The organism is Neorhizobium sp. SOG26, from assembly GCF_003491345.1.
Taxonomy (GTDB): Bacteria; Pseudomonadota; Alphaproteobacteria; order Rhizobiales; family Rhizobiaceae; genus Neorhizobium; species Neorhizobium turbinariae.
This window is the reverse complement of the sequence record NZ_CP025512.1, coordinates 2,661,563-2,678,622: the sequence shown is the minus strand read 5'-3', so window position 1 is coordinate 2,678,622 and position 17,060 is coordinate 2,661,563. Positions and strand designations below refer to the sequence as shown.

The window sequence follows — 17,060 nt, the reverse complement described above, 5'->3', positions numbered from 1 at the left end:
CATCTTGCCGCAGGCGCTGTCAGCCCATCAACAAGGGTCGCCTGACCTTGGCCGGGCGGATCTTCTTCCAATCCATTCCGGCCAGCAACGCCATCAGCTGAGAATGGTCCAGACGGATCCGTGCCGCCGATATGCCCGGCCAGCAGAAGCCCTGATCTTCCAGGGTTTTCGAATAGAGGCAGACCCCACTGCCATCCCACCAGACAATGCGAATACGATCGGCCCGTTTCGAGCGGAAGACGTAAAGCGCGCCATTGAAGGGATCAAGACCGCCATCCCGCACCAGCGCCATCAACGAGGCGGCTCCCTTGCGAAAGTCGACCGGCTGGCACGACACATAGACCACCACACCTGAAGCGATCATGCCTTGCGAACCGCCCGTAGAACCCTCACCAGGTGATCGGGATCAAAATCGCCGCCGACGCGCACGACCATATCCGCAATGACAATATCGACCGAGCCGTTGTATACCGTTTCAACGCGCGCGAACTTTTGCGTTCCCGTTCCCTCTGTCAGGGGTGCTACAACTGGTGCTACAACGCCCGATGCCAGTGCCTTGCGACGCCACCCATAAAGCTGCGAGGGATCCAAGCCTTCAGACCGGGCAACCGCCGAGACATTGGCCCCAGGCTGCAGCGTCGCGGCGACGATCCGCGCCTTTTCGTCATCCGACCAGTCCCGCGGCTTGCGTCGTCTTCTCACGGGCTCCGCGGTCAAAATCTCAAAGGTTCGAGCCTGATTCACACTATCACTCATAGGACTCTCCGCATGACTCATGCAGAAAATCGCCGATCAGCATTCCGAAAGATACGTGGGGTCGCCTACGCGCTTACAGAAGATCTGCTGTCGCTAAGATAGGACCTGCACGACTGGCTTATGGTTCAAAGAACCAGACAGCCAGAACCCGCTACCAGAACTGGATGTCTAACTCTTCGCTGCAATGATCTCCTCCGATCGCCCGCCTCATGTTTCCGAGAGAATATAGCCTACGCGGGGTATGTGCTTGAACTCAGGAGCGCGACGTAGCGCTGCCCTGATCAAATCCACAGGATCACCGGATCTTATTTCGATCCCCCTAGCGTCCATTAGTTGCTTCAGCTCCGCCTGCTTCAGCGGACGGCGTTCCTCCCGCAGGATAGCAGCGGCTACACTCCTTATCACATCAGATTGGCTTTTTTGTACCCCGGCTCCACCCTCGCCTCTTTGATCAGGCGTTCGCACTGCCCGGGGTTGTGGGAATATGGTTGGCGATAGCGGATTCCGAGCGGCTGGAGGTGACTTCTCCAACTGACGCTTAATAATCTCCATAGTCTCCAGATTCTCGGCGATCTCGGATTCCAGATAGCGGACATAAGCTACCGCTTTTTCCCGAAACGCCTCCAGCTCCTCTTTCTGAAGCTGGACACTGCTTTCGTATCTGGAGAGCATCTCCTTCAGCACATCCCTTGGACTGGACACAAAAAACTCCAGAAAGCACTTTCCGTCCAGTTCGGCCTGATGTAATCCTGGGAAGAGAATCACTGGACTGATGGTCGGACAATTGGACTCGTCATCGTTTGAATAGAGACACCCCCGAAGTTGGAGGGAAATCTTACTTTGTTGTACCACAACTTCACCGAAGGAACCATCTCGGTAGACGTGATCCACAGTCTCCATACCCGCACCTTTTATGTGGTATCGCTTCCTTGCTCAATCCCAATGCTTCGCAGGTGGTCTAGCTCTCAGTCAATGACCTGGATCGGCAGAATGTGCGGCAATTCGCAGAATTCCTGCCCTGCTGATGTTCTGGACAAAGCACTTGGGTCACGTCAATGAGAGGACAAGAGCGAGGGCTTTATTTCGTAGTTGTCCAGAGACAGGTCCACTTTGATGGTGAGGTGCACGACTGGCCAAATCTGTACACTATCAGCACGGACAGGAGCGGTGCGATCGCGACGGAGAGGTACAAAGATCTCGACATTTATTTTGCGGAGAATTCTCTGCGGTCCAACGAATGGCGTTGGATGGTGTCTACTGCAGTCGGATTGTTCCTGGACTATTGTATGGCGAAATGGATCAGCGTTGACGGCAAGCCTCCAGCTCACTCAGATAACGGAATTGAACGCTGGCTTCTGCGAGGCTTTGCCAAGACTATCGCCAACGGCTCATTCACAATCGTAAACAAAAGGAAGAAGGAAACGCTTGGGCTCTACTGGGAACCAAGGAGCCCCGACCGGGCACGTCGCCTAGTCTCGCACCTCTCTGACTATTTCGCCTTTCTTGCCCATAGCGGGTATGGTTCTCGATGGTCGGAGGCGATCAACCAGAGGAGCGGGCGCTCACCGTTAGGTCCTTATCAGCAAGCCGCGGCTGCAGCCATCCGGCTCCAGTTCAAGTTCCTCGCGCACCTTGGATCCAATCAAGCGCAACAATCACACTCGCTTGCGAAGCTCATCGCGGCACCTGGAAGAACTCCGCGGGTATACAGTTTCCCGAGCAAACACATATCCAGCTTCCTGTTCAACGGTTTCAGTTGTGAAACCGCCCGGCTCATCGCTTTCATCCTGTTCGCAGGGGGACTACGAACATCTGAGCCGTTGCACCTCTTCATGTCCGATATTCAGTTTTCGGAGCAACGACCTGAGCTCATTCTTCATCATCCGCGTTACGGTCGTGTCATCAATCGCGACGGCGAAGATATCTCCCGGGAGGAGCATCTTGCGTCATTTGGGATGACGCCGCGCAATGTGTCGCAAGGCCGCTTTCATTCCGGTTGGAAGGGATTGAAGGGGGACCGCGAGGGTACCCCAGCTTACTGGCTCCCTATCCCATTCATGGCTGCTCAGCTCGGGAAGCTGTTAACTCGATACATCTTGCAGACGCGTCCCATGATCATGGCCGCTCGACGAAGGTCACTAGCTGATCATCCCTTTCTCTTCGTCAACAGCGGGCGGACGGCGCAATCGAATGAGGGTGAGATCGGCGATCCATACACTATGAGTGCATTTCAATCAGAGTGGAATGCTGCAGTGAACCGTACTCGCCGTTTGAGCAAAGATCCGATGCTCACGGTCAGGAAGGCCAATGGTACGACGCCTCACGGTGCACGGCATTTCTACGGCAGATATCTGAAGACACTCCGCCTAGATGGCGCGATCATTGCCGACTGCATGCACCACAGAAGCATCCTCAGTCATCTAGTCTACACCCAACTTACGCCCTCAGAGCTTTCCGCCGAGCTCAATCTCGCTGCGGCGGCGGGATCTGACCGTTTTCAGCCTCTTCGAGATGAGTTTGTCGCGCACCTAGGGCGAGTGGACAACGCTCATACCACCCCTAGCCACTGGAGATAGACATGCATGAGTATGTTAACGCCCAAAAAGAAATTGTTGTGCTGAACTTGGGACCGTCACATGTCGATACCCTGGATCAGGAGGAAGCACCCGAGATCATTGAGATCCTAGATCGGCTCGCGGCGGTTCCGAACAACATCGCCCTCAAGGAGGCCCACTTTCAGGACGTTGACGACGTTGTCAGTAGCGGTGTCTGCATTGCCCCTAGTTATTTCCTGAACGGCAGGCTCAACAGCTCGATCTGCCGCGTCATGGTGGAGCAGACAACGCTCGGGGTTGAGCTCAAGCTTCGGCTCGAAGACGTGGGAGCCTTGGCGTTTCTTGAGAAATCAGCTTCTCGCACTTTTGCGGAAGCATATATCTGGCGCATTCTCGCAGTTGTTTGTCTATCATCCTCGGGTCACTCTACTGTGGCTTCTCTACCCCCTAGCTTCATCCATGACCTAGTCGATTGGCTCCGGACGTCAGATGGTAAGCGATGGCGTCCGGAGGTCGTTGGGAGAGACGAGATCAAGGTCCAGGTCCTCCGCAACCTCGTTCTGGGGTTTTCAAGAATTTTTGGTGATCCAAGCTTGGAGGACAAAGCAAGGATCCTGCGACAGGATAAGCGAGGTTCCACGTCTGGAAAGGCTTGGCGGCGGTTCAGGAGGTCGTCCGATCCTCTGGAAAAGGATCTAGCGGCGCGCCTGACTCGTATCTTAGGCGAAAGCAAAGTTAAGCCAAACAAGGCACGCCAAGTCATCATGGACATTGCTGCCTGGCTTCAAAGCTCCTACACCGCAGGAACGCAGCTCTTCGAGATCATGAAACGAAAACCGCCTGAGGTTACGTTCTCGAAGTTTCTCGCAGACAGAGTCGGCGAGAAGACAGCCTATGTTGTCCAACATGTCGGTATTGCCAAAAGACTATGTGACGAAATTCTTCTCCAACTAGAAGAGGAATATCCGGAGGTCGCCTTCCGTGGCCTTATCACCGAGAGTGAAGTCAGGATCCTGAAAGGTTCGTCTCCGGCGGCCGCGAGACCTGATAGTTCAACATCTCGTCCGCTCCCAGAGAAGTTCTTTCCGCTGGCGATAGAGATATTGCAAGAAGGACCGTTGGGCTGGCTTGGGAAGCGGTTTAGTGTCTGGATGACACTTGGGGGGAAGAGGCTAAAAATATTCTGTCCCGTCATTCCTACCTTGTTGTGGTGTTCCTTCCAAATGCCACTTCGGATTGTCCAATGGCGACGCCTAGACAGCGGTGAGGGTGATATCCTTCGATATAACTCGACCACCAAGCAATGGGAGGACAATGAGGGGCCGATGGCGGGGTACTGGGCGCGTCTTGCGAACCAAGCTCCGGATAAGGTTGCGCCGAAAGGATATGTTGTCAGGCTCGATGATGATCAGGGACCGCTTGTTGGTCTGTGGGTAAACACGAACAAGACGGGTAATCCCTATGTGCTTCCCTGGCAACACGAAGGTGTACTCGCTCGGCTTGAGGAGCTTCGAGAATGGCAGGAAAAATTTAATCCCCCGCGCTCTCCACTTTCTCCTGAAGACTACCTGGATGCAGCCGAGAATTATCCAGAGAGTACGAAAGCGAAGTTGCCGCACATTTTCGCGCTTTTCCGCTTGCCTTCTGGAAAGATTCCTTCAGGGAGCGAAATGCAGCATGCTTGGGCCGCGCTTATGGCCGAGGTGGAGCAACGCTGGAACGAACGTAACCCCGACGAGCAGATAGAGATCGTCAAGCGTCAGAAGAAAACGGGTCAGCCTTATGCCCCGAGGTTCAACATGCATGGTCTGCGAGTTAGGGGCGTTACCCGACTCGACCGAGGCGGAATGACACTGCGCCAGATCTCCTCGGTCACCGGCCATGCAAGCCTGATGATGGCCGCATACTATGTGGCGCGCGATCCGCGCCACATCAATGACAGGATCCAGGAAGCACAGCGAAATGCTGATGCCGCGGAAGACGTTGCGCGCGACTTCAAGAGGCTGAGCTTTCAGCAATTAGTTGAGCGAACGGTGTCCCTTGATCAGGACGCGCTGTTCCGAGCACACCAAGAAACGACAGCAGCAGAGGTATGCGACGTACAGATCGGCATCTGCCCATGGGACGGGCAGCGATGTTTTGACGGAGGTCCCCTTATCCGGAGCTCAAAGCTCAAGGACGGGAAGGACAAGAGTAAGTATGGCGAAGTGCCTGGGGGTCGCCGGAACTGCATCATGTGCCGTCATTTCGTATCCGGCCCACCTTGGAATGTGCAATTGCAGGCATATGGGTGCAAATTACTGGCGAAACGGCGCGATCTAGCGATCCGGCAAGACAGCCTTAATGATGAGGCGCAAATCCTCGTGGAGAAGCGAGAAAGAAAGGAGATTGACGCCCGATACTACAAGAACGAGATGCAGAAGCTTCAACTACAGCAGCAGCAGGTGATGGATGATATCAGCAGCAACGCGGCCGCTAGGTTTAATTTAGAGACGATTCTGAACGCAAGTCTGCGCCTTCAGCGACAAGGGCAAACGAGTGATTTAGTAATCGCCGATCGGGACTCAATGATCGAGTTTATGGAGGTTACACCCTTCCAGCAGGCGGCGTGGTTGACGAAAATGAGCCGTGTCTATCCCGTCCTTGGAAGCGCTGCCACTGAAGCTCTTCGTGATCGGTACGTTGACGTCATCATGTTCAATTCAAATATCACCCCCCCCAGCCTCGCAGGTCACTTATCTCCTTCCGAAAGGCGAGAGTCTGCAGATCTTTTTGCAGACTACTTGCTTCGACGGCTCGAGCCAGAACTGATCGATGATCTTTTCGACAGGAAGCTGACGCTGGAAGAGGCCGGTCTCGTTGAAGAGGTCAGGGCTCTGACCACAGTTCCCCTGGAGCATCCGATCCTTGTAACAAGCCACAGCGCCGCTCCGAAGCTTGGTGCGAAAAGCGAGCTGCGAAGTGAAGTCCCGTAAAACTCCCATCCTTCAGCTTGCGGAGAAGAAGTCCCTAGAACTCATAGAAGCCGTAATTGAGGATCGGGTGAGGCATAGGGCAAATCTTGAGAACGTTCACCATGTCTGCCGGGCGCTGGTCAGTCGGGCGACGCCACTGCTACCCACCGCGAAGCTCGTCTCGGAGGAGGGGCTGCTGAGAGATAGAAACTTCCCGTCGCCGCAGACGATCTATAACAGCTATGGTCAATTATTACGTATCTGGCGGCGGGCATACCATGATCTACGAAACATCAATTCCCAGGATACAGTCTCTCCGGATCAGATCCTTAACGTTAGCGTGATGGACTTCGATGAAGGATCACGGGCCGTCATTCAGGAACTCAAGCGACATTTAAAGGAAGTCATACAGAGGAACAACGCCCTCAAGGACATTCTCTATCGAGAGGTGCCAGTCAGAACTGACGGAGCGTCGGCAGAGGTTGGCGCTGCGATGGACACTCTCTTCGACTGGCTAGAACTCGTTCGTGATGCCGGCTTTTGGCAAGGAGGAGGACTATACGTCACCCGCTCCACGCCGATCGGCACGATGATCATGGAGCCGTTCGTGTTAAGCGAACTTGAGCGGCTGGCAAGGATCTGGCGGACTGGCGGGAAGACAAAGCTGTCAGACGCCGTAGGTGACGAGATCTCATAGTCGACTTCCCTGTGCGGTCACATGATCTCACAGACATCTCAACTGGCTTCACTGAAGGATCGAGCAGCTCAGGTCTTGTGTAAGCGGTGTTTTCCTCGCACATTGACCAAGCTCGATTGGGCTTTCCGAAAAATGCCGCTACGACATTGATGGCAAGAATGCGCCATGTGTGGACGTTATCAACATCTGGCTATCTGGTTGCGTGATGACAATAGCAGTTCATGGAAAGACGGATGACACAAGCGATGCGCTTGTTTCCTACTGACCTGAGCCCCTGAACTTCCTCCAGAATTTGGTAGAGTCCGTCACAGCTAGGAGACGGACGGATGAAGCGTTCACGGTTCACGGAAGAACAGATCATCGGGATATTGAAGGAGCAGGAGGCGGGCGCGAAGACAGTTGATGTCTGCCGCAAGCACGGCATCTCGGATGCGACCTTCTACAAATACAAGGCGAAGTACGGCGGCATGGACGTGTCGGATGCGCGCAAGCTGAAAGCGCTTGAGGACGAGAATGCCAAACTGAAGAAGCTGCTCGCCGAGGCCATGCTGGACAATGCGATCCTTAAGGATGTCGCTGCAAAAAAATGGTGACGCCCGATGTGAAGCGGGATGCGGTGGCTCATGTCTGTGTGCAGCACGGGGTGAGCCAGCGTCGGGCGTGCGAGGTTCTGTCGGTTGATCGTTCGAGCATGCGGTATCGCAGCGTGCGGCCTGACGATGCGGTCATTCGTGAGGCGATGAAGAAGGTGGCATCTGAGCGACGCCGCTTCGGTTATCGCCGTATCCACGTCATGCTGGGCCGGCAGGGGATCGTCATGAACCTGAAGAAGCTTCGGCGTCTCTACCGGGAGGAGAAGCTGACGGTGCGCAAGCGTGGCGGCCGAAAACGGGCCTTGGGGACAAGGCGGCCTCTGGCTCTGCCCTTACGCCCCAATGAGCGCTGGAGCCTGGACTTTGTCAGCGATGCCTTCACCGACGGTCGCCGGTTTCGGGTGCTGGCGGTCGTCGACGACTTCAGCCGTGAATGCCTGTGCCTGGTGGCAGACACATCGCTGTCTGGCGCAAGGCTGGCTCGGGAACTGGATAGTCTCATCGCCAGACGCGGAAGACCGAGGACGATCGTCTCGGACAACGGCACGGAGATGACCAGCATGGCCATCCTCAAATGGTGCCAGGAGACCAAGGTCGACTGGCACTACATCGCCCCCGGCAAGCCGATGCAGAACGGCTTCGTCGAAAGCTTCAACGGCAGCTTCCGTGACGAGTGCCTGAATGAGACGCTGTTCTCGTCGCTCACCCAGGCCCGCGCCGCCATCACTGCATGGAAGGAGGATTACAACAGGAACAGACCGCACTCGTCGCTGGGCAATATCACCCCCAGCGAATTCGCAATGAAAATGGCTATGGAAAAACAGGCCGCATGAGGCCAGATTGAAAACCCAGACTCTCTCGAAAACTGGAGGGAAGTTGGGTCTCAGGCCACTACCCTTGGTCTGGAGATAGAGAGAGATCACTGCCTCTCAAGCGATTGGGAATTAATGCGGCACTCCGCCAGTGCTGAGCACTTCGTACGTGATCGGCCCTCACGAATTTCCCCATCCGGAACGGCATTTCAGCCTCGCGAAAGGACGTTGCGACCCTGGCCACGTATCCTTCCTGGCTCAGCGGGTCTATCGACACTGCTAGCTCTTCGAGAAGACCCGGCCGGAAAGGTCCGCGATACAGCGTGGGAACAGGTGTGATCCCCAATTCATTCAACCGTGCCAGCGTGAGGTCCCACGCTTGAATCTCATCGCCGACAATCCAAGCGAATCCCATGAAGTAAGATGGCAAATTGTCATAAGCGATGGAATGCCGCGCATAAAGGTTTTCTCCCACGACACGTTCTTCTCGTCCGAGTTGGGGAGACACACCTGCCGCGAATGCTTTCATCCAATCACGTGACCGATGATAGCCACTGTCGGGGCTTCGAGCATAAGTTCCGCCAGCGTGAATGGTCGTGTTTTCGCCGTCCATCTTCTCTGTGACCACTAGGTCAGAGACCATCAAACCTTCAAGCGATGGCATGATCTTGTCATCACTGGATGCACCGGGAGATATTTGCAGGTGATACGTGCGGCCATATTTCTTCATCCATATTTGATACCCCGCGATCGGCCTCAACCGCAATGGAAGCTTGCATCCTTACCATCAGCTATCAAGTCATATGGCTTCATCGACACTTCTCGTATCGTAGAGATTTACAGGATCCAACCCAACCTGTAGCCGGATCAGATGTTTAGGATGGTCCTGCAAGCACGAAGCGGACAGCCAGTATGTAAAAGGGAGCAAGGGGCAGTGTTTACACGACTACGATTAGACCACTTCAAGGCATGGCAAACCACAGGCGACATTGCGCTCAAGCCTGTAACTATGTTGCTCGGCACGAACTCGTCGGGGAAATCAACCCTGATTCAAAGCCTATTGCTACTGAAGCAGACGGCGCGATCTCCTGACCGTACGATCCACCTGAATCTCGGAGGCGATGAAGTAAATGACCTCTTCAATTTTGGTAGTTTCGAAGATGTATTTCATCAATCAGGACAAGGCGCACGCCAGTTCTCCATAGCGTTCGACTTCGAACGTCCGATTGCCGATCGCATAAAGAAGGGTGCCTTCGACTGCACGTATGTACAGACGTCTTCAGGCAGCGTTACCGTTCAAGAGTTAATTCTTCAGACAGAAGGTCGGAAGTTCAGAGCTATCCGCCGAGAAAAAGGCGCGTTTTCGATACTGGTGGATGATGAAACCCAACCGAGAGGCAAGGGCAGACATTACGCCCCAGAAAGGTCGATAGCATTTTCAGCAGACGCAATCGCAATGATGGACAAAGAAGGGCAGCTTGTCGAAGACCTAAGTCTCGCCGTTAGGAGAGAACTGGAGGAGATCGCATATCTCGGACCGTTACGCCGCAAACCTGAAAGAGATTACCCTTGGAACAAAACGAATCCTGGTGACCTTGGCAGCGATGGTAGAGGCGCGATTGATGCATTGCTGGCAAGCGCACTTCTGAGAGGCGAAGAAAGAAGTTACGTCGTAGATCAGGTTTCGCAATGGTTAGCGCGTATGAAGCTCGCTGACCGAGTGGAGGTGCGTCAAAACGGCCGTTCGAACCGTTATGAACTTATCGTTCATCGAGACGGCATTCAATGCAATCTCCGCGACGTCGGGATTGGGATCTCTCAGGTCCTTCCCGTTTTGGTGGTGTCGTTTTTCGCTCGCAGCGGAAGCACAATCATACTTGAAGAGCCTGAGATTCATCTTCACCCGTTAGCTCAGGCGACACTAGCTGAGCTGTTTGTGGAAATCAGTAAGAAACGGAACATTCAATTTATAGTGGAGACGCATTCGGAACACCTATTCCGACGAATGCAAACTCTGATCGCAAAGCAAGATGCCGCCATAGAAAATACTTCGATGTATTTTGTAGAGCGTGAACACAAATCGGCGGCATTGCGTGAGCTGGAAGTGGATGATTTTGGAAGAGTAAAAAATTGGCCGGATGGGTTCTTCGGCGACGCCATGGGAGAAACTCGCGAACAAGCTCGCCTCATGTTCCAGCGTCAGAAAGAAGCCGCGCGATGAAGCTGCGATACGTTATAGATACTAACGTCTTGATCGCAGCAAGCGCGGCTGATCCTACGAATCCTGCGGATATAGACGCGACTCCGAAAGATGCTGATCGCCGCAAAGAGGTATGGGACTGGTTGGACAGTTTTCAGAAATGCGAGTCACGTTTGGTATTGGATTCCGAACTAAAGATTTTTGATGAGTATCAAAACAAGTTGGGCTTCAACGACTACGGCATCCAAGTGGTCATGCACAAGATGAGCACCGCCGCCTTAGACAATGTCCCGGTTCTATACGACGAGGGTGGCCATGGAATTGTGCCTAGTTTGTTGGAGGCAGTAGTCCACGACCTTGCAGACAGGAAAATGGTCGCGGCCGCGCTGGCGTCGTTCTCTCAGTTTGGGGAGGGCTGCATCGCGTTTGCAGGCGACACTGACTGGCATGACTGGGAGGCCGAATTAGTTGCGCATTCACTGATATTGGAGCCGATCATTGAAGCCTGGTCGCGACAAAAACATGCGGAGAAGAAGCAAAGGTAAGCTCGATTGGTGCAACGACCGCAAAGCGCCGATTTCGTTGAAAAACTCGCCGGACTGTCTGCTCATCCGCCGGAATACTATGTGTTCAACGGCGCAGCCAACGCACTGACCGGCGACAATGCGTTGACCGCGAAGGTCGGCGAGACTGTCCGCATCTACTTCGGTGTCGGTGGCCCCAACAAGACGTCGAGCTTCCACGTTATCGGGGAAATCTTCGACAGGGCCTATCAATTGGCGTCTCTAACCACGGAGCCACTGACGGACGTCCAGACCATCACCGTTCCTCCGGGCGGCGCTGCGGTGGTCGATATGACCATGGACGTTCCCGGTGAGTACGTGCTGGTGGATCACGCTCTGTCACGGGCAGCGCGTGGGCTGGTCGGAAAGCTCGTCGTTGAAGGAGCCGAGCGGACTGACATCTTCAAAGCAACAGCAACGCGCACTGCCCAGGCGGAACACGGTAAGCACGAGACGCACTGATGTTACTTGGTGCGTAGAAGGCAGGAGAAAGGCAGGAGAAAGGGTTGATCCTTCTCCCGCCTCCTTTCCCTATGCAGCCATACGTTCGCAGCTTTCGGCACACTTGCGGCAGGCATCGACGCAAGCCTGCATGTCGCCGATGCGCTCGCAGTCATCGGCGCACTGGCGGCATATTTCCGCGCATTCCCGGCAGGTGTGCTTGTGATGCTCGGTGCCGATGAGCATGAAGTGGGCAGACGCCCGGCAGATCTCCGCGCAGGCCATCATCAGCTTGAAGTGGGCAGGCTCCGTATGCTTGCCGCCCATTTCCAAGCAGTGTCCCATCGCCATCGACAGGCATTCGCTGTAGCAGGCCAGGCAGTTGTCGGTGCATGCCTTCATCTCGGGGGACATGTGGTGCATCACTTCACCTCCTTCTCGACCCAAGCAGTCAGTTCCTCGATCTCCTTCTTCTGGGCGTCGATGACGTTCTGCGCCATGGCCTTCATTTCGTCGCTGTCGCCGTGCTTCAGCTCGACTTCGGCCATGCTGATCGCGCCCATGTGGTGGGCGATCATGCCGCAGGCGAAGGAGACGTCGGCGTCCTTCTTCATCATGCCCTGCATCATGTTCATGTTCATCGCCTTCATGCCGGACATGGATTCCTTCTGATGCTCTTCCATGCCCGACATGGCGTGCCCCTGCATGGCCATATCGCCGCCGGAGGACATGTCGGACTTGCACTTCTCGGGGTATGCCGTCTGAGCGGCGGCCGGCTGGTATGCTACGGCGCAAAAAGCCAGTCCGCCTGCGAGGGCGATCGTCTTCTTGATGGTCTTCATATTCGTTGCTCCTGGTATCGGATGCTGATTGGGGAAGTGCTCGATCAGATGCTTCCGAAACGTGGAGGAGGATCGATGTCCTGATCCAGGATCAAGGGATCTTCGAGGTCCACCCGCACCGGAGGAACAAGCCCCACGGGGATTACGGCGAAGCCGGGAGCGGGCTCTGGAACGATCGGGCAGCACTGCATGCCAGCGCAGCATCCCGGTACCATGGGGTGACGATCAGCGTCGTCCGGCGCGTGATCCGTCTGAAGATGGGGGCCGCAGTGGTGCCCGGCTCCCGCCATCGCCGGAGACAGGGCGGCCGAGACAGTGATGGCGAACATCGCGATCATCGCCCATACGAGCGTGCGTGGCCGGTGCATGTGCATCATGGTTCCGCTCCCTCACCGACAACAGGCCGCTGACGATTTTGTTCCCAGCGATGGGTTGTCGACAGGGTCGCCGCACGCGGCATTTTTGCCAGCCTGGCGCTTGACCTTCCCACGGGGGAAGCCTTAGCCATCGAAGGATGGCGTAATTCCGCCGCACGAATCGGCGATTGAACGGCTACGGGACCGGTGTTAGTCCTTGGAGATGAGCATAGTGCTTCGCAACCTGGTGAGCAGGATGATGGTAGTCTTTCGTCTGGCGGTCGTCGTATCGCTGGCCGGCTACACCATTCCCAACGCCAATGCGGCAATGCACGGCTCGGCCTACGCCGACGTCGCAGTTTCCATCGCAGTCGAGGATCATGAAGACGCCCGCTTTCAAGCGGTGCCGATCCAACATGCAGACGCCGGACATCATGCACACGGCGATCACAACGGCGATGGCGACGACTTCGGCAAGCAGGTGAAGAAGGACTGCTGCCAGGACTTCTGCTTCAGCGCTGCCCTTCCCTCTTCCGTCCAGTCGTCCGGCGTTGTGACAGCCTCATCGCCCCTGCACTTCCTGGACGACGGTCGCATCCAAGGCACGCGTCCCAGCCTCCACAGGCCGCCCAACATCCGAGCATGAGCGCCCGCCAATGGGCGGGTTTTGCCGCGTCTCCACGCTCGTCGAGGGCGTGAGCGCGAACGCGATCTCATTCCCGGACATTCTCAATGAATCCATCGTTCCTGGTGGCCGCCCTTCCGCTGCTCGTCGGCGGCTGCGCCTCCACCCTGCCGGAAGTCGTCGACCCCGCCGGCCATCCTGATTCCGCCTACGCGGCCCCGGTTTCCTATCGGAGCCCCATCGGAAGCTACACCCATCGCATCCCCGTCGATCCGAAGCCATGGCGCGGTCTGAACGACGCGCAGGCTCCCAGCAAGGAAGGCTCATGATGACCTCCAGCGGGATTAAGTTAATCGCTGCCGTCGCGCTGCCGCTCGTGGCGTCGGGCTGCACGACCGCCTACTCGGCGAAGGACGCCGGGTTCATGAACGCATCGCTAAGAAGCGGCGAAGCAACTGGCAAGCAGACGGTCTGGGTCCAGAACCAGCAGCAGGCGGCAGATGCCCGTGCCCGCGTCAAGACGCTGATGGCCAGGAAGACGGTTGACGCCGAGACTGCTGTGCAGGTGGCACTGCTCAACAACAAGGGCCTCCAGGCGGCCTATGCCGACCTCGGTGACAGTGCAGCAGACGCCTGGCAGACGCAGCTTTCTGTTCTGCCGAAGTTCTCGGTTGGCGTCTCCGGTATCGGCACACCCGGGCTCGAAGCATACAGGGTGCTGGAAGGTGCCATCGCGGCAAACATCCTGTCATTGGTGACCTATGACAGGAACATGAAAATCGCGGAGACACGCTTCCGGCAGGCGCAGCTCAATGCGGCGCTCGCAACCATCTCGCTTGCTGCCGATACCCGCCGGGCCTGGATCAAAGCGGTCGCGGCATGGGAGAATGTCGCCTACCTCAACCGTGCGCGCGCTGCGGCGGAGGCGGCGTCCGATCTGACCCAGAAACTGGGTGAGGCGGGGTCGATGCCAAAGGGAGAGCAAGCCCGGGAACATGTGTTCTATGCCGAGCTGACGGGCGAAACCGCGAAGGCAAGATTGGCTGCGCGGCTGGCGAAGGAAGAGCTGATCCGACTGATGGGGCTGTCCGGCTCGGATGTCGAGTTCCAGATACCGAACCAGCTCCCGTCATTGCCTCGGGCCCTGATCAAACGCGACGACATCGAGGCCGAAGCGATCCACAAGCGCATTGATCTCCAAATCGCCCGGCTGGAGCTTCAGGCGACGGCGCAGTCCTACAAGCTGGAGGACGCAACCCGGATCGTCACGGACATCGAGCTGGTTGGCATGGTGGAGAAGGAACGTGAACGCGAGGATCATGGCATTGTCTCCGACGTGTCGCGGACTGCTTCGCTGGAATTCACGATCCCGATCTTCGATTCCGGTCAGGTGCGGCTCCGAAAAGGCGAGTTGGCCTACATGCGGGCGGCCAACCAACTGGCGGAAAAGGCGGTCAACGCTCGCTCGGAGGCGAGGTCCGCCTACCAGGCGTACCGCTCCAACTACGACATCGCGCGCCACTACAGGAACAACGTTCTTCCCTTGCGCAAGGCGGTCGAGGAGCAGTCGCTTCTCACCTATAACGGCATGCTCACGAGCACATTCGAGCTGATCTCGGACAGCCGGGACAGCGTCAATTCAGCCCTCCTCGCAGTCAACGCAAAGAGAGACTTCTGGCTAGCCGAAGCGAACCTCGCCCCCGCCATCTATGGCGGCAGCGCCGGTGCGCCTTCCGGTGAAACGGAGGTCCCCTCAGCGGAAGCGGCCGAGAGCGGCGGGCACTAAAGGAAACGATCATGTTCAGCAGAAGACAATTACTGGGAGCAGGTGCGGCAGGTGCCGCATTGGTTTCCTCGCAGGCGTGGGGCCGGACTTCCAACATGGGTTTGCCGGAAGCGGCACTGATGGATACGGCCGCCACCCAGACGCCGGTCAAGCCCACCACTGGGCCCGACTACAATCCGGTTGTTACCCTCAATGGATGGACCCTGCCGTTCCGGATGAACAATGGCGTCAAGGAATTCCATCTGGTAGCCGAGCCGGTCGAACGGGAGATGGCGGAAGGGATGACCGCCTATCTCTGGGGGTACAACGGCCAGTCCCCTGGGCCGACGATTGAAGCTGTCGAAGGTGACCGGGTCCGCATCTTCGTGACCAACAAGCTTCCGGAACACACGACGATCCACTGGCATGGCATGATCCTGCCATCGGGCATGGATGGTGTGGGCGGTCTTTCGCAGCCTCATATCCCCGTCGGCAAAACCTTTGTCTACGAGTTCGACCTCGTGAAGTCGGGCACCTTCATGTACCACCCGCATTCAGACGAAATGGTCCAGATGGCCATGGGGATGATGGGCTTCTTCGTGGTCCATCCCAAGGACCCGACGTTCATGCCGGTCGACCGCGACTTCGTCTTCCTCCTGAATGCCTTCGATATCGAGCCGGGCTCCTATGTCCCGCGCATCATGGAAATGACGGACTTCAACCTCTGGGCCTGGAATAGTCGCGTGTTCCCCGGCATCGACCCGCTTGTTGTTTCGAAGAACGACAAGGTCCGCGTCCGGGTCGGAAACCTGACGATGACGAACCATCCAATCCACATGCACGGCTACGACTTCGAAGTCACCTGCACGGATGGGGGCTGGGTGCGTCCGGAGGCCCGCTGGCCGGAGGTCAGCATCGACATCCCGGTTGGCGCGATGCGCGCCTACGAGTTCGACGCCAAGTACGTCGGCGACTGGGCGATCCACTGCCACAAGTCGCACCACACCATGAATGCCATGGGCCATGACATCCCGACCTTCATAGGCGTCGACAAGAAGCAGGTGGCCAGCAAAATCCGACGCTTCCAGCCCGAATACATGCCGATGGGAACCGCCGGTATGGCGGACATGGGCGAGATGTCGATGGAGATACCCGAGAACACGATCCCGATGATGACCGGCTGGGGACCTCACGGGCCCATCGAGATGGGCGGCATGTTCTCGGTCGTGAAGGTTCGCGAGGGCATCTCCGCTGGCGATTACACCGATCCCGGCTGGTACGAAAACCCGCCCGGCACCCAGGCGTGGGAATGGACCGGAAGCCTCCCAGATGCGCCCAAGGCCACCGACGCGACGACCACAATCACCCCGAACCATTCGGAACACCACTGATCGCAACTCACCTCGAAAGGACATCGCCTATGAAGACTGCACTGACAGCCCTGCTTCTGGCCACACTCGCAACTCCTGCCATCGCGGCCGGAAGCCACGCCGGAGGTCACGGCGAGATGGCGGTGGGTGAACCCGGACAGAAGTCGAAGGTCACCCAGACGATTCGTGTTAGCATGAAGGAAACCGATGACGGCCGCATGGTCTTCACGCCGGATAGCTTCAAGGTCCGCAAGGGCCAGACGATCCGCTTTGCCGTGAAGAACGATGGCGAAGTGGACCATGAATTCGTTCTCGACCAGGAGGACAAGGTCATGGAGCACAAGGCTCTCATGGAGAAGTTCCCTGAGATGGAACACGACGACCCGAACGCGATCCGACTGGCACCGGGCGAATCCGGGGAGATCGTCTGGAAGTTCACGAATGACGGCGTCTTCAAGGTCGCCTGCCTCGTACCCGGCCACTACGACGCCGGAATGCACGGAAACGTCACCGTGGCCAAGAAGTAAGCAA

The 17,060-nt window shown here is 56.7% G+C and carries 19 protein-coding genes; 12 read left to right on the top strand and 7 right to left on the bottom strand.

All coding sequences use genetic code 11. The annotated features are described in order from the left end of the window. Window positions 1–19: 19 nt before the first annotated feature. The 3 genes from tnpB to CYG48_RS13355 all read right to left on the bottom strand — a co-directional run bounded on the left by tnpB (window position 20) and on the right by CYG48_RS13355 (window position 1,656). Entirely contained in the window at window positions 20–364 is a 345-nt protein-coding gene (gene tnpB / locus CYG48_RS13365; protein ID WP_118850826.1) for an IS66 family insertion sequence element accessory protein TnpB, read from the bottom strand. After that, the gene (locus tag CYG48_RS13360; RefSeq protein ID WP_245450344.1) at window positions 361–702 is read right to left on the bottom strand and encodes a transposase; all 342 of its coding nucleotides are present in this window, start codon (window positions 700–702) and stop codon (window positions 361–363) included. The genes tnpB and CYG48_RS13360 overlap by 4 nt, the downstream gene beginning before the upstream one ends. Window positions 703–963: 261 nt before the next feature. Beyond that, a complete protein-coding gene (locus tag CYG48_RS13355) occupies window positions 964–1,656 on the bottom strand; it encodes a hypothetical protein (RefSeq protein WP_118850824.1) in 693 nt (230 codons plus the stop codon). 386 nt (window positions 1,657–2,042) lie between these two features. Here CYG48_RS13355 and CYG48_RS13350 point away from each other — a divergent pair, with 386 nt between their 5' ends. The 4 genes from CYG48_RS13350 (at window position 2,043) to CYG48_RS13335 (ending at window position 8,388) form a co-directional block, all read left to right on the top strand. Then, window positions 2,043–3,332, top strand: coding sequence for a hypothetical protein (locus CYG48_RS13350; protein WP_199925146.1), 1,290 nt, complete (start codon window positions 2,043–2,045; stop codon window positions 3,330–3,332). Between the two features lie 2 nt (window positions 3,333–3,334). Further along, window positions 3,335–6,286: a VPA1269 family protein gene (locus CYG48_RS13345; RefSeq protein ID WP_118850822.1), complete on the top strand. Its 2,952-nt coding sequence runs from the start codon at window positions 3,335–3,337 to the stop codon at window positions 6,284–6,286. Then, window positions 6,273–6,962 (top strand): hypothetical protein, encoded by a 690-nt coding sequence (locus CYG48_RS13340; RefSeq protein WP_118850821.1) that lies wholly within the window; start codon window positions 6,273–6,275, stop codon window positions 6,960–6,962. Before CYG48_RS13345 ends, CYG48_RS13340 begins: the two co-directional genes overlap by 14 nt. 326 nt (window positions 6,963–7,288) lie before the next feature. Beyond that, a protein-coding gene (locus tag CYG48_RS13335; protein ID WP_118849447.1) for an IS3 family transposase occupies window positions 7,289–8,388 on the top strand; the annotation gives its coding sequence in 2 pieces (ribosomal slippage) (window positions 7,289–7,541 and window positions 7,541–8,388; 1,101 coding nt in all). A 58-nt stretch (window positions 8,389–8,446) separates the two neighbouring features. Here CYG48_RS13335 and CYG48_RS13330 read toward each other — a convergent pair. Further along, the gene (locus CYG48_RS13330; RefSeq protein WP_118851654.1) at window positions 8,447–9,097 is read right to left on the bottom strand and encodes an RNA ligase family protein; all 651 of its coding nucleotides are present in this window, start codon (window positions 9,095–9,097) and stop codon (window positions 8,447–8,449) included. A gap of 204 nt (window positions 9,098–9,301) precedes the next feature. Here CYG48_RS13330 and CYG48_RS13325 point away from each other — a divergent pair, with 204 nt between their 5' ends. Genes CYG48_RS13325 through CYG48_RS13315 form a run of 3 tightly spaced genes read left to right on the top strand, consistent with a single transcriptional unit; the run spans window position 9,302 to window position 11,592 of the window. Continuing rightward, window positions 9,302–10,588, top strand: a complete 1,287-nt coding sequence (locus CYG48_RS13325; RefSeq protein ID WP_118850820.1) for an AAA family ATPase — start codon at window positions 9,302–9,304, stop codon at window positions 10,586–10,588. Then, the gene (locus CYG48_RS13320; RefSeq protein ID WP_118850819.1) at window positions 10,585–11,112 is read left to right on the top strand and encodes a hypothetical protein; all 528 of its coding nucleotides are present in this window, start codon (window positions 10,585–10,587) and stop codon (window positions 11,110–11,112) included. The genes CYG48_RS13325 and CYG48_RS13320 overlap by 4 nt, the downstream gene beginning before the upstream one ends. 9 nt (window positions 11,113–11,121) lie before the next feature. Then, window positions 11,122–11,592 carry a multicopper oxidase domain-containing protein gene (locus tag CYG48_RS13315; protein ID WP_245450343.1) on the top strand — a complete coding sequence of 157 codons (471 nt, stop codon included), beginning with the start codon at window positions 11,122–11,124 and terminating at the stop codon, window positions 11,590–11,592. A 69-nt stretch (window positions 11,593–11,661) separates the two neighbouring features. On the opposite strand, the gene CYG48_RS13310 is transcribed toward CYG48_RS13315, so the two are convergent. The 3 genes from CYG48_RS13310 to CYG48_RS13300 are packed head-to-tail and all read right to left on the bottom strand — an operon-like array spanning window position 11,662 to window position 12,790. Beyond that, a complete protein-coding gene (locus tag CYG48_RS13310) occupies window positions 11,662–11,994 on the bottom strand; it encodes a four-helix bundle copper-binding protein (protein ID WP_118850818.1) in 333 nt (110 codons plus the stop codon). After that, a complete protein-coding gene (locus CYG48_RS13305; protein WP_118850817.1) occupies window positions 11,994–12,413 on the bottom strand; it encodes a DUF305 domain-containing protein in 420 nt (139 codons plus the stop codon). The genes CYG48_RS13310 and CYG48_RS13305 overlap by 1 nt, the downstream gene beginning before the upstream one ends. A gap of 44 nt (window positions 12,414–12,457) precedes the next feature. Next, a complete protein-coding gene (locus CYG48_RS13300) occupies window positions 12,458–12,790 on the bottom strand; it encodes a hypothetical protein (protein WP_118850816.1) in 333 nt (110 codons plus the stop codon). Between the two features lie 211 nt (window positions 12,791–13,001). Here CYG48_RS13300 and CYG48_RS13295 point away from each other — a divergent pair, with 211 nt between their 5' ends. The 5 genes from CYG48_RS13295 to CYG48_RS13275 all read left to right on the top strand — a co-directional run bounded on the left by CYG48_RS13295 (window position 13,002) and on the right by CYG48_RS13275 (window position 17,056). Further along, a complete protein-coding gene (locus tag CYG48_RS13295; RefSeq protein ID WP_137040207.1) occupies window positions 13,002–13,415 on the top strand; it encodes a hypothetical protein in 414 nt (137 codons plus the stop codon). An 86-nt stretch (window positions 13,416–13,501) separates the two neighbouring features. Next, window positions 13,502–13,723: a hypothetical protein gene (locus CYG48_RS13290; RefSeq protein WP_118850814.1), complete on the top strand. Its 222-nt coding sequence runs from the start codon at window positions 13,502–13,504 to the stop codon at window positions 13,721–13,723. Beyond that, window positions 13,723–15,180 (top strand): TolC family protein, encoded by a 1,458-nt coding sequence (locus CYG48_RS13285; RefSeq protein ID WP_118851653.1) that lies wholly within the window; start codon window positions 13,723–13,725, stop codon window positions 15,178–15,180. Before CYG48_RS13290 ends, CYG48_RS13285 begins: the two co-directional genes overlap by 1 nt. 11 nt (window positions 15,181–15,191) lie before the next feature. Next, the gene (locus tag CYG48_RS13280; RefSeq protein WP_118850813.1) at window positions 15,192–16,550 is read left to right on the top strand and encodes a multicopper oxidase family protein; all 1,359 of its coding nucleotides are present in this window, start codon (window positions 15,192–15,194) and stop codon (window positions 16,548–16,550) included. Window positions 16,551–16,579: 29 nt separating this feature from the next. Continuing rightward, window positions 16,580–17,056 carry a cupredoxin domain-containing protein gene (locus tag CYG48_RS13275; protein ID WP_118850812.1) on the top strand — a complete coding sequence of 159 codons (477 nt, stop codon included), beginning with the start codon at window positions 16,580–16,582 and terminating at the stop codon, window positions 17,054–17,056. Window positions 17,057–17,060: the final 4 nt, after the last annotated feature.

Coding starts and splice junctions, on each gene's coding strand:
- CYG48_RS13290 (WP_118850814.1), top strand. CDS start 13,502: ATGAATCCATCGTTCCTGGTGGCCGCCCTTCCGCTGCTCGTCGGCGGC.
- CYG48_RS13280 (WP_118850813.1), top strand. CDS start 15,192: ATGTTCAGCAGAAGACAATTACTGGGAGCAGGTGCGGCAGGTGCCGCA.
- tnpB (WP_118850826.1), bottom strand. CDS start 364: ATGATCGCTTCAGGTGTGGTGGTCTATGTGTCGTGCCAGCCGGTCGAC.
- CYG48_RS13310 (WP_118850818.1), bottom strand. CDS start 11,994: ATGCACCACATGTCCCCCGAGATGAAGGCATGCACCGACAACTGCCTG.
- CYG48_RS13320 (WP_118850819.1), top strand. CDS start 10,585: ATGAAGCTGCGATACGTTATAGATACTAACGTCTTGATCGCAGCAAGC.
- CYG48_RS13275 (WP_118850812.1), top strand. CDS start 16,580: ATGAAGACTGCACTGACAGCCCTGCTTCTGGCCACACTCGCAACTCCT.
- CYG48_RS13350 (WP_199925146.1), top strand. CDS start 2,043: ATGGCGAAATGGATCAGCGTTGACGGCAAGCCTCCAGCTCACTCAGAT.
- CYG48_RS13305 (WP_118850817.1), bottom strand. CDS start 12,413: ATGAAGACCATCAAGAAGACGATCGCCCTCGCAGGCGGACTGGCTTTT.
- CYG48_RS13300 (WP_118850816.1), bottom strand. CDS start 12,790: ATGATGCACATGCACCGGCCACGCACGCTCGTATGGGCGATGATCGCG.
- CYG48_RS13355 (WP_118850824.1), bottom strand. CDS start 1,656: ATGGAGACTGTGGATCACGTCTACCGAGATGGTTCCTTCGGTGAAGTT.
- CYG48_RS13285 (WP_118851653.1), top strand. CDS start 13,723: ATGACCTCCAGCGGGATTAAGTTAATCGCTGCCGTCGCGCTGCCGCTC.
- CYG48_RS13345 (WP_118850822.1), top strand. CDS start 3,335: ATGCATGAGTATGTTAACGCCCAAAAAGAAATTGTTGTGCTGAACTTG.
- CYG48_RS13330 (WP_118851654.1), bottom strand. CDS start 9,097: ATGAAGAAATATGGCCGCACGTATCACCTGCAAATATCTCCCGGTGCA.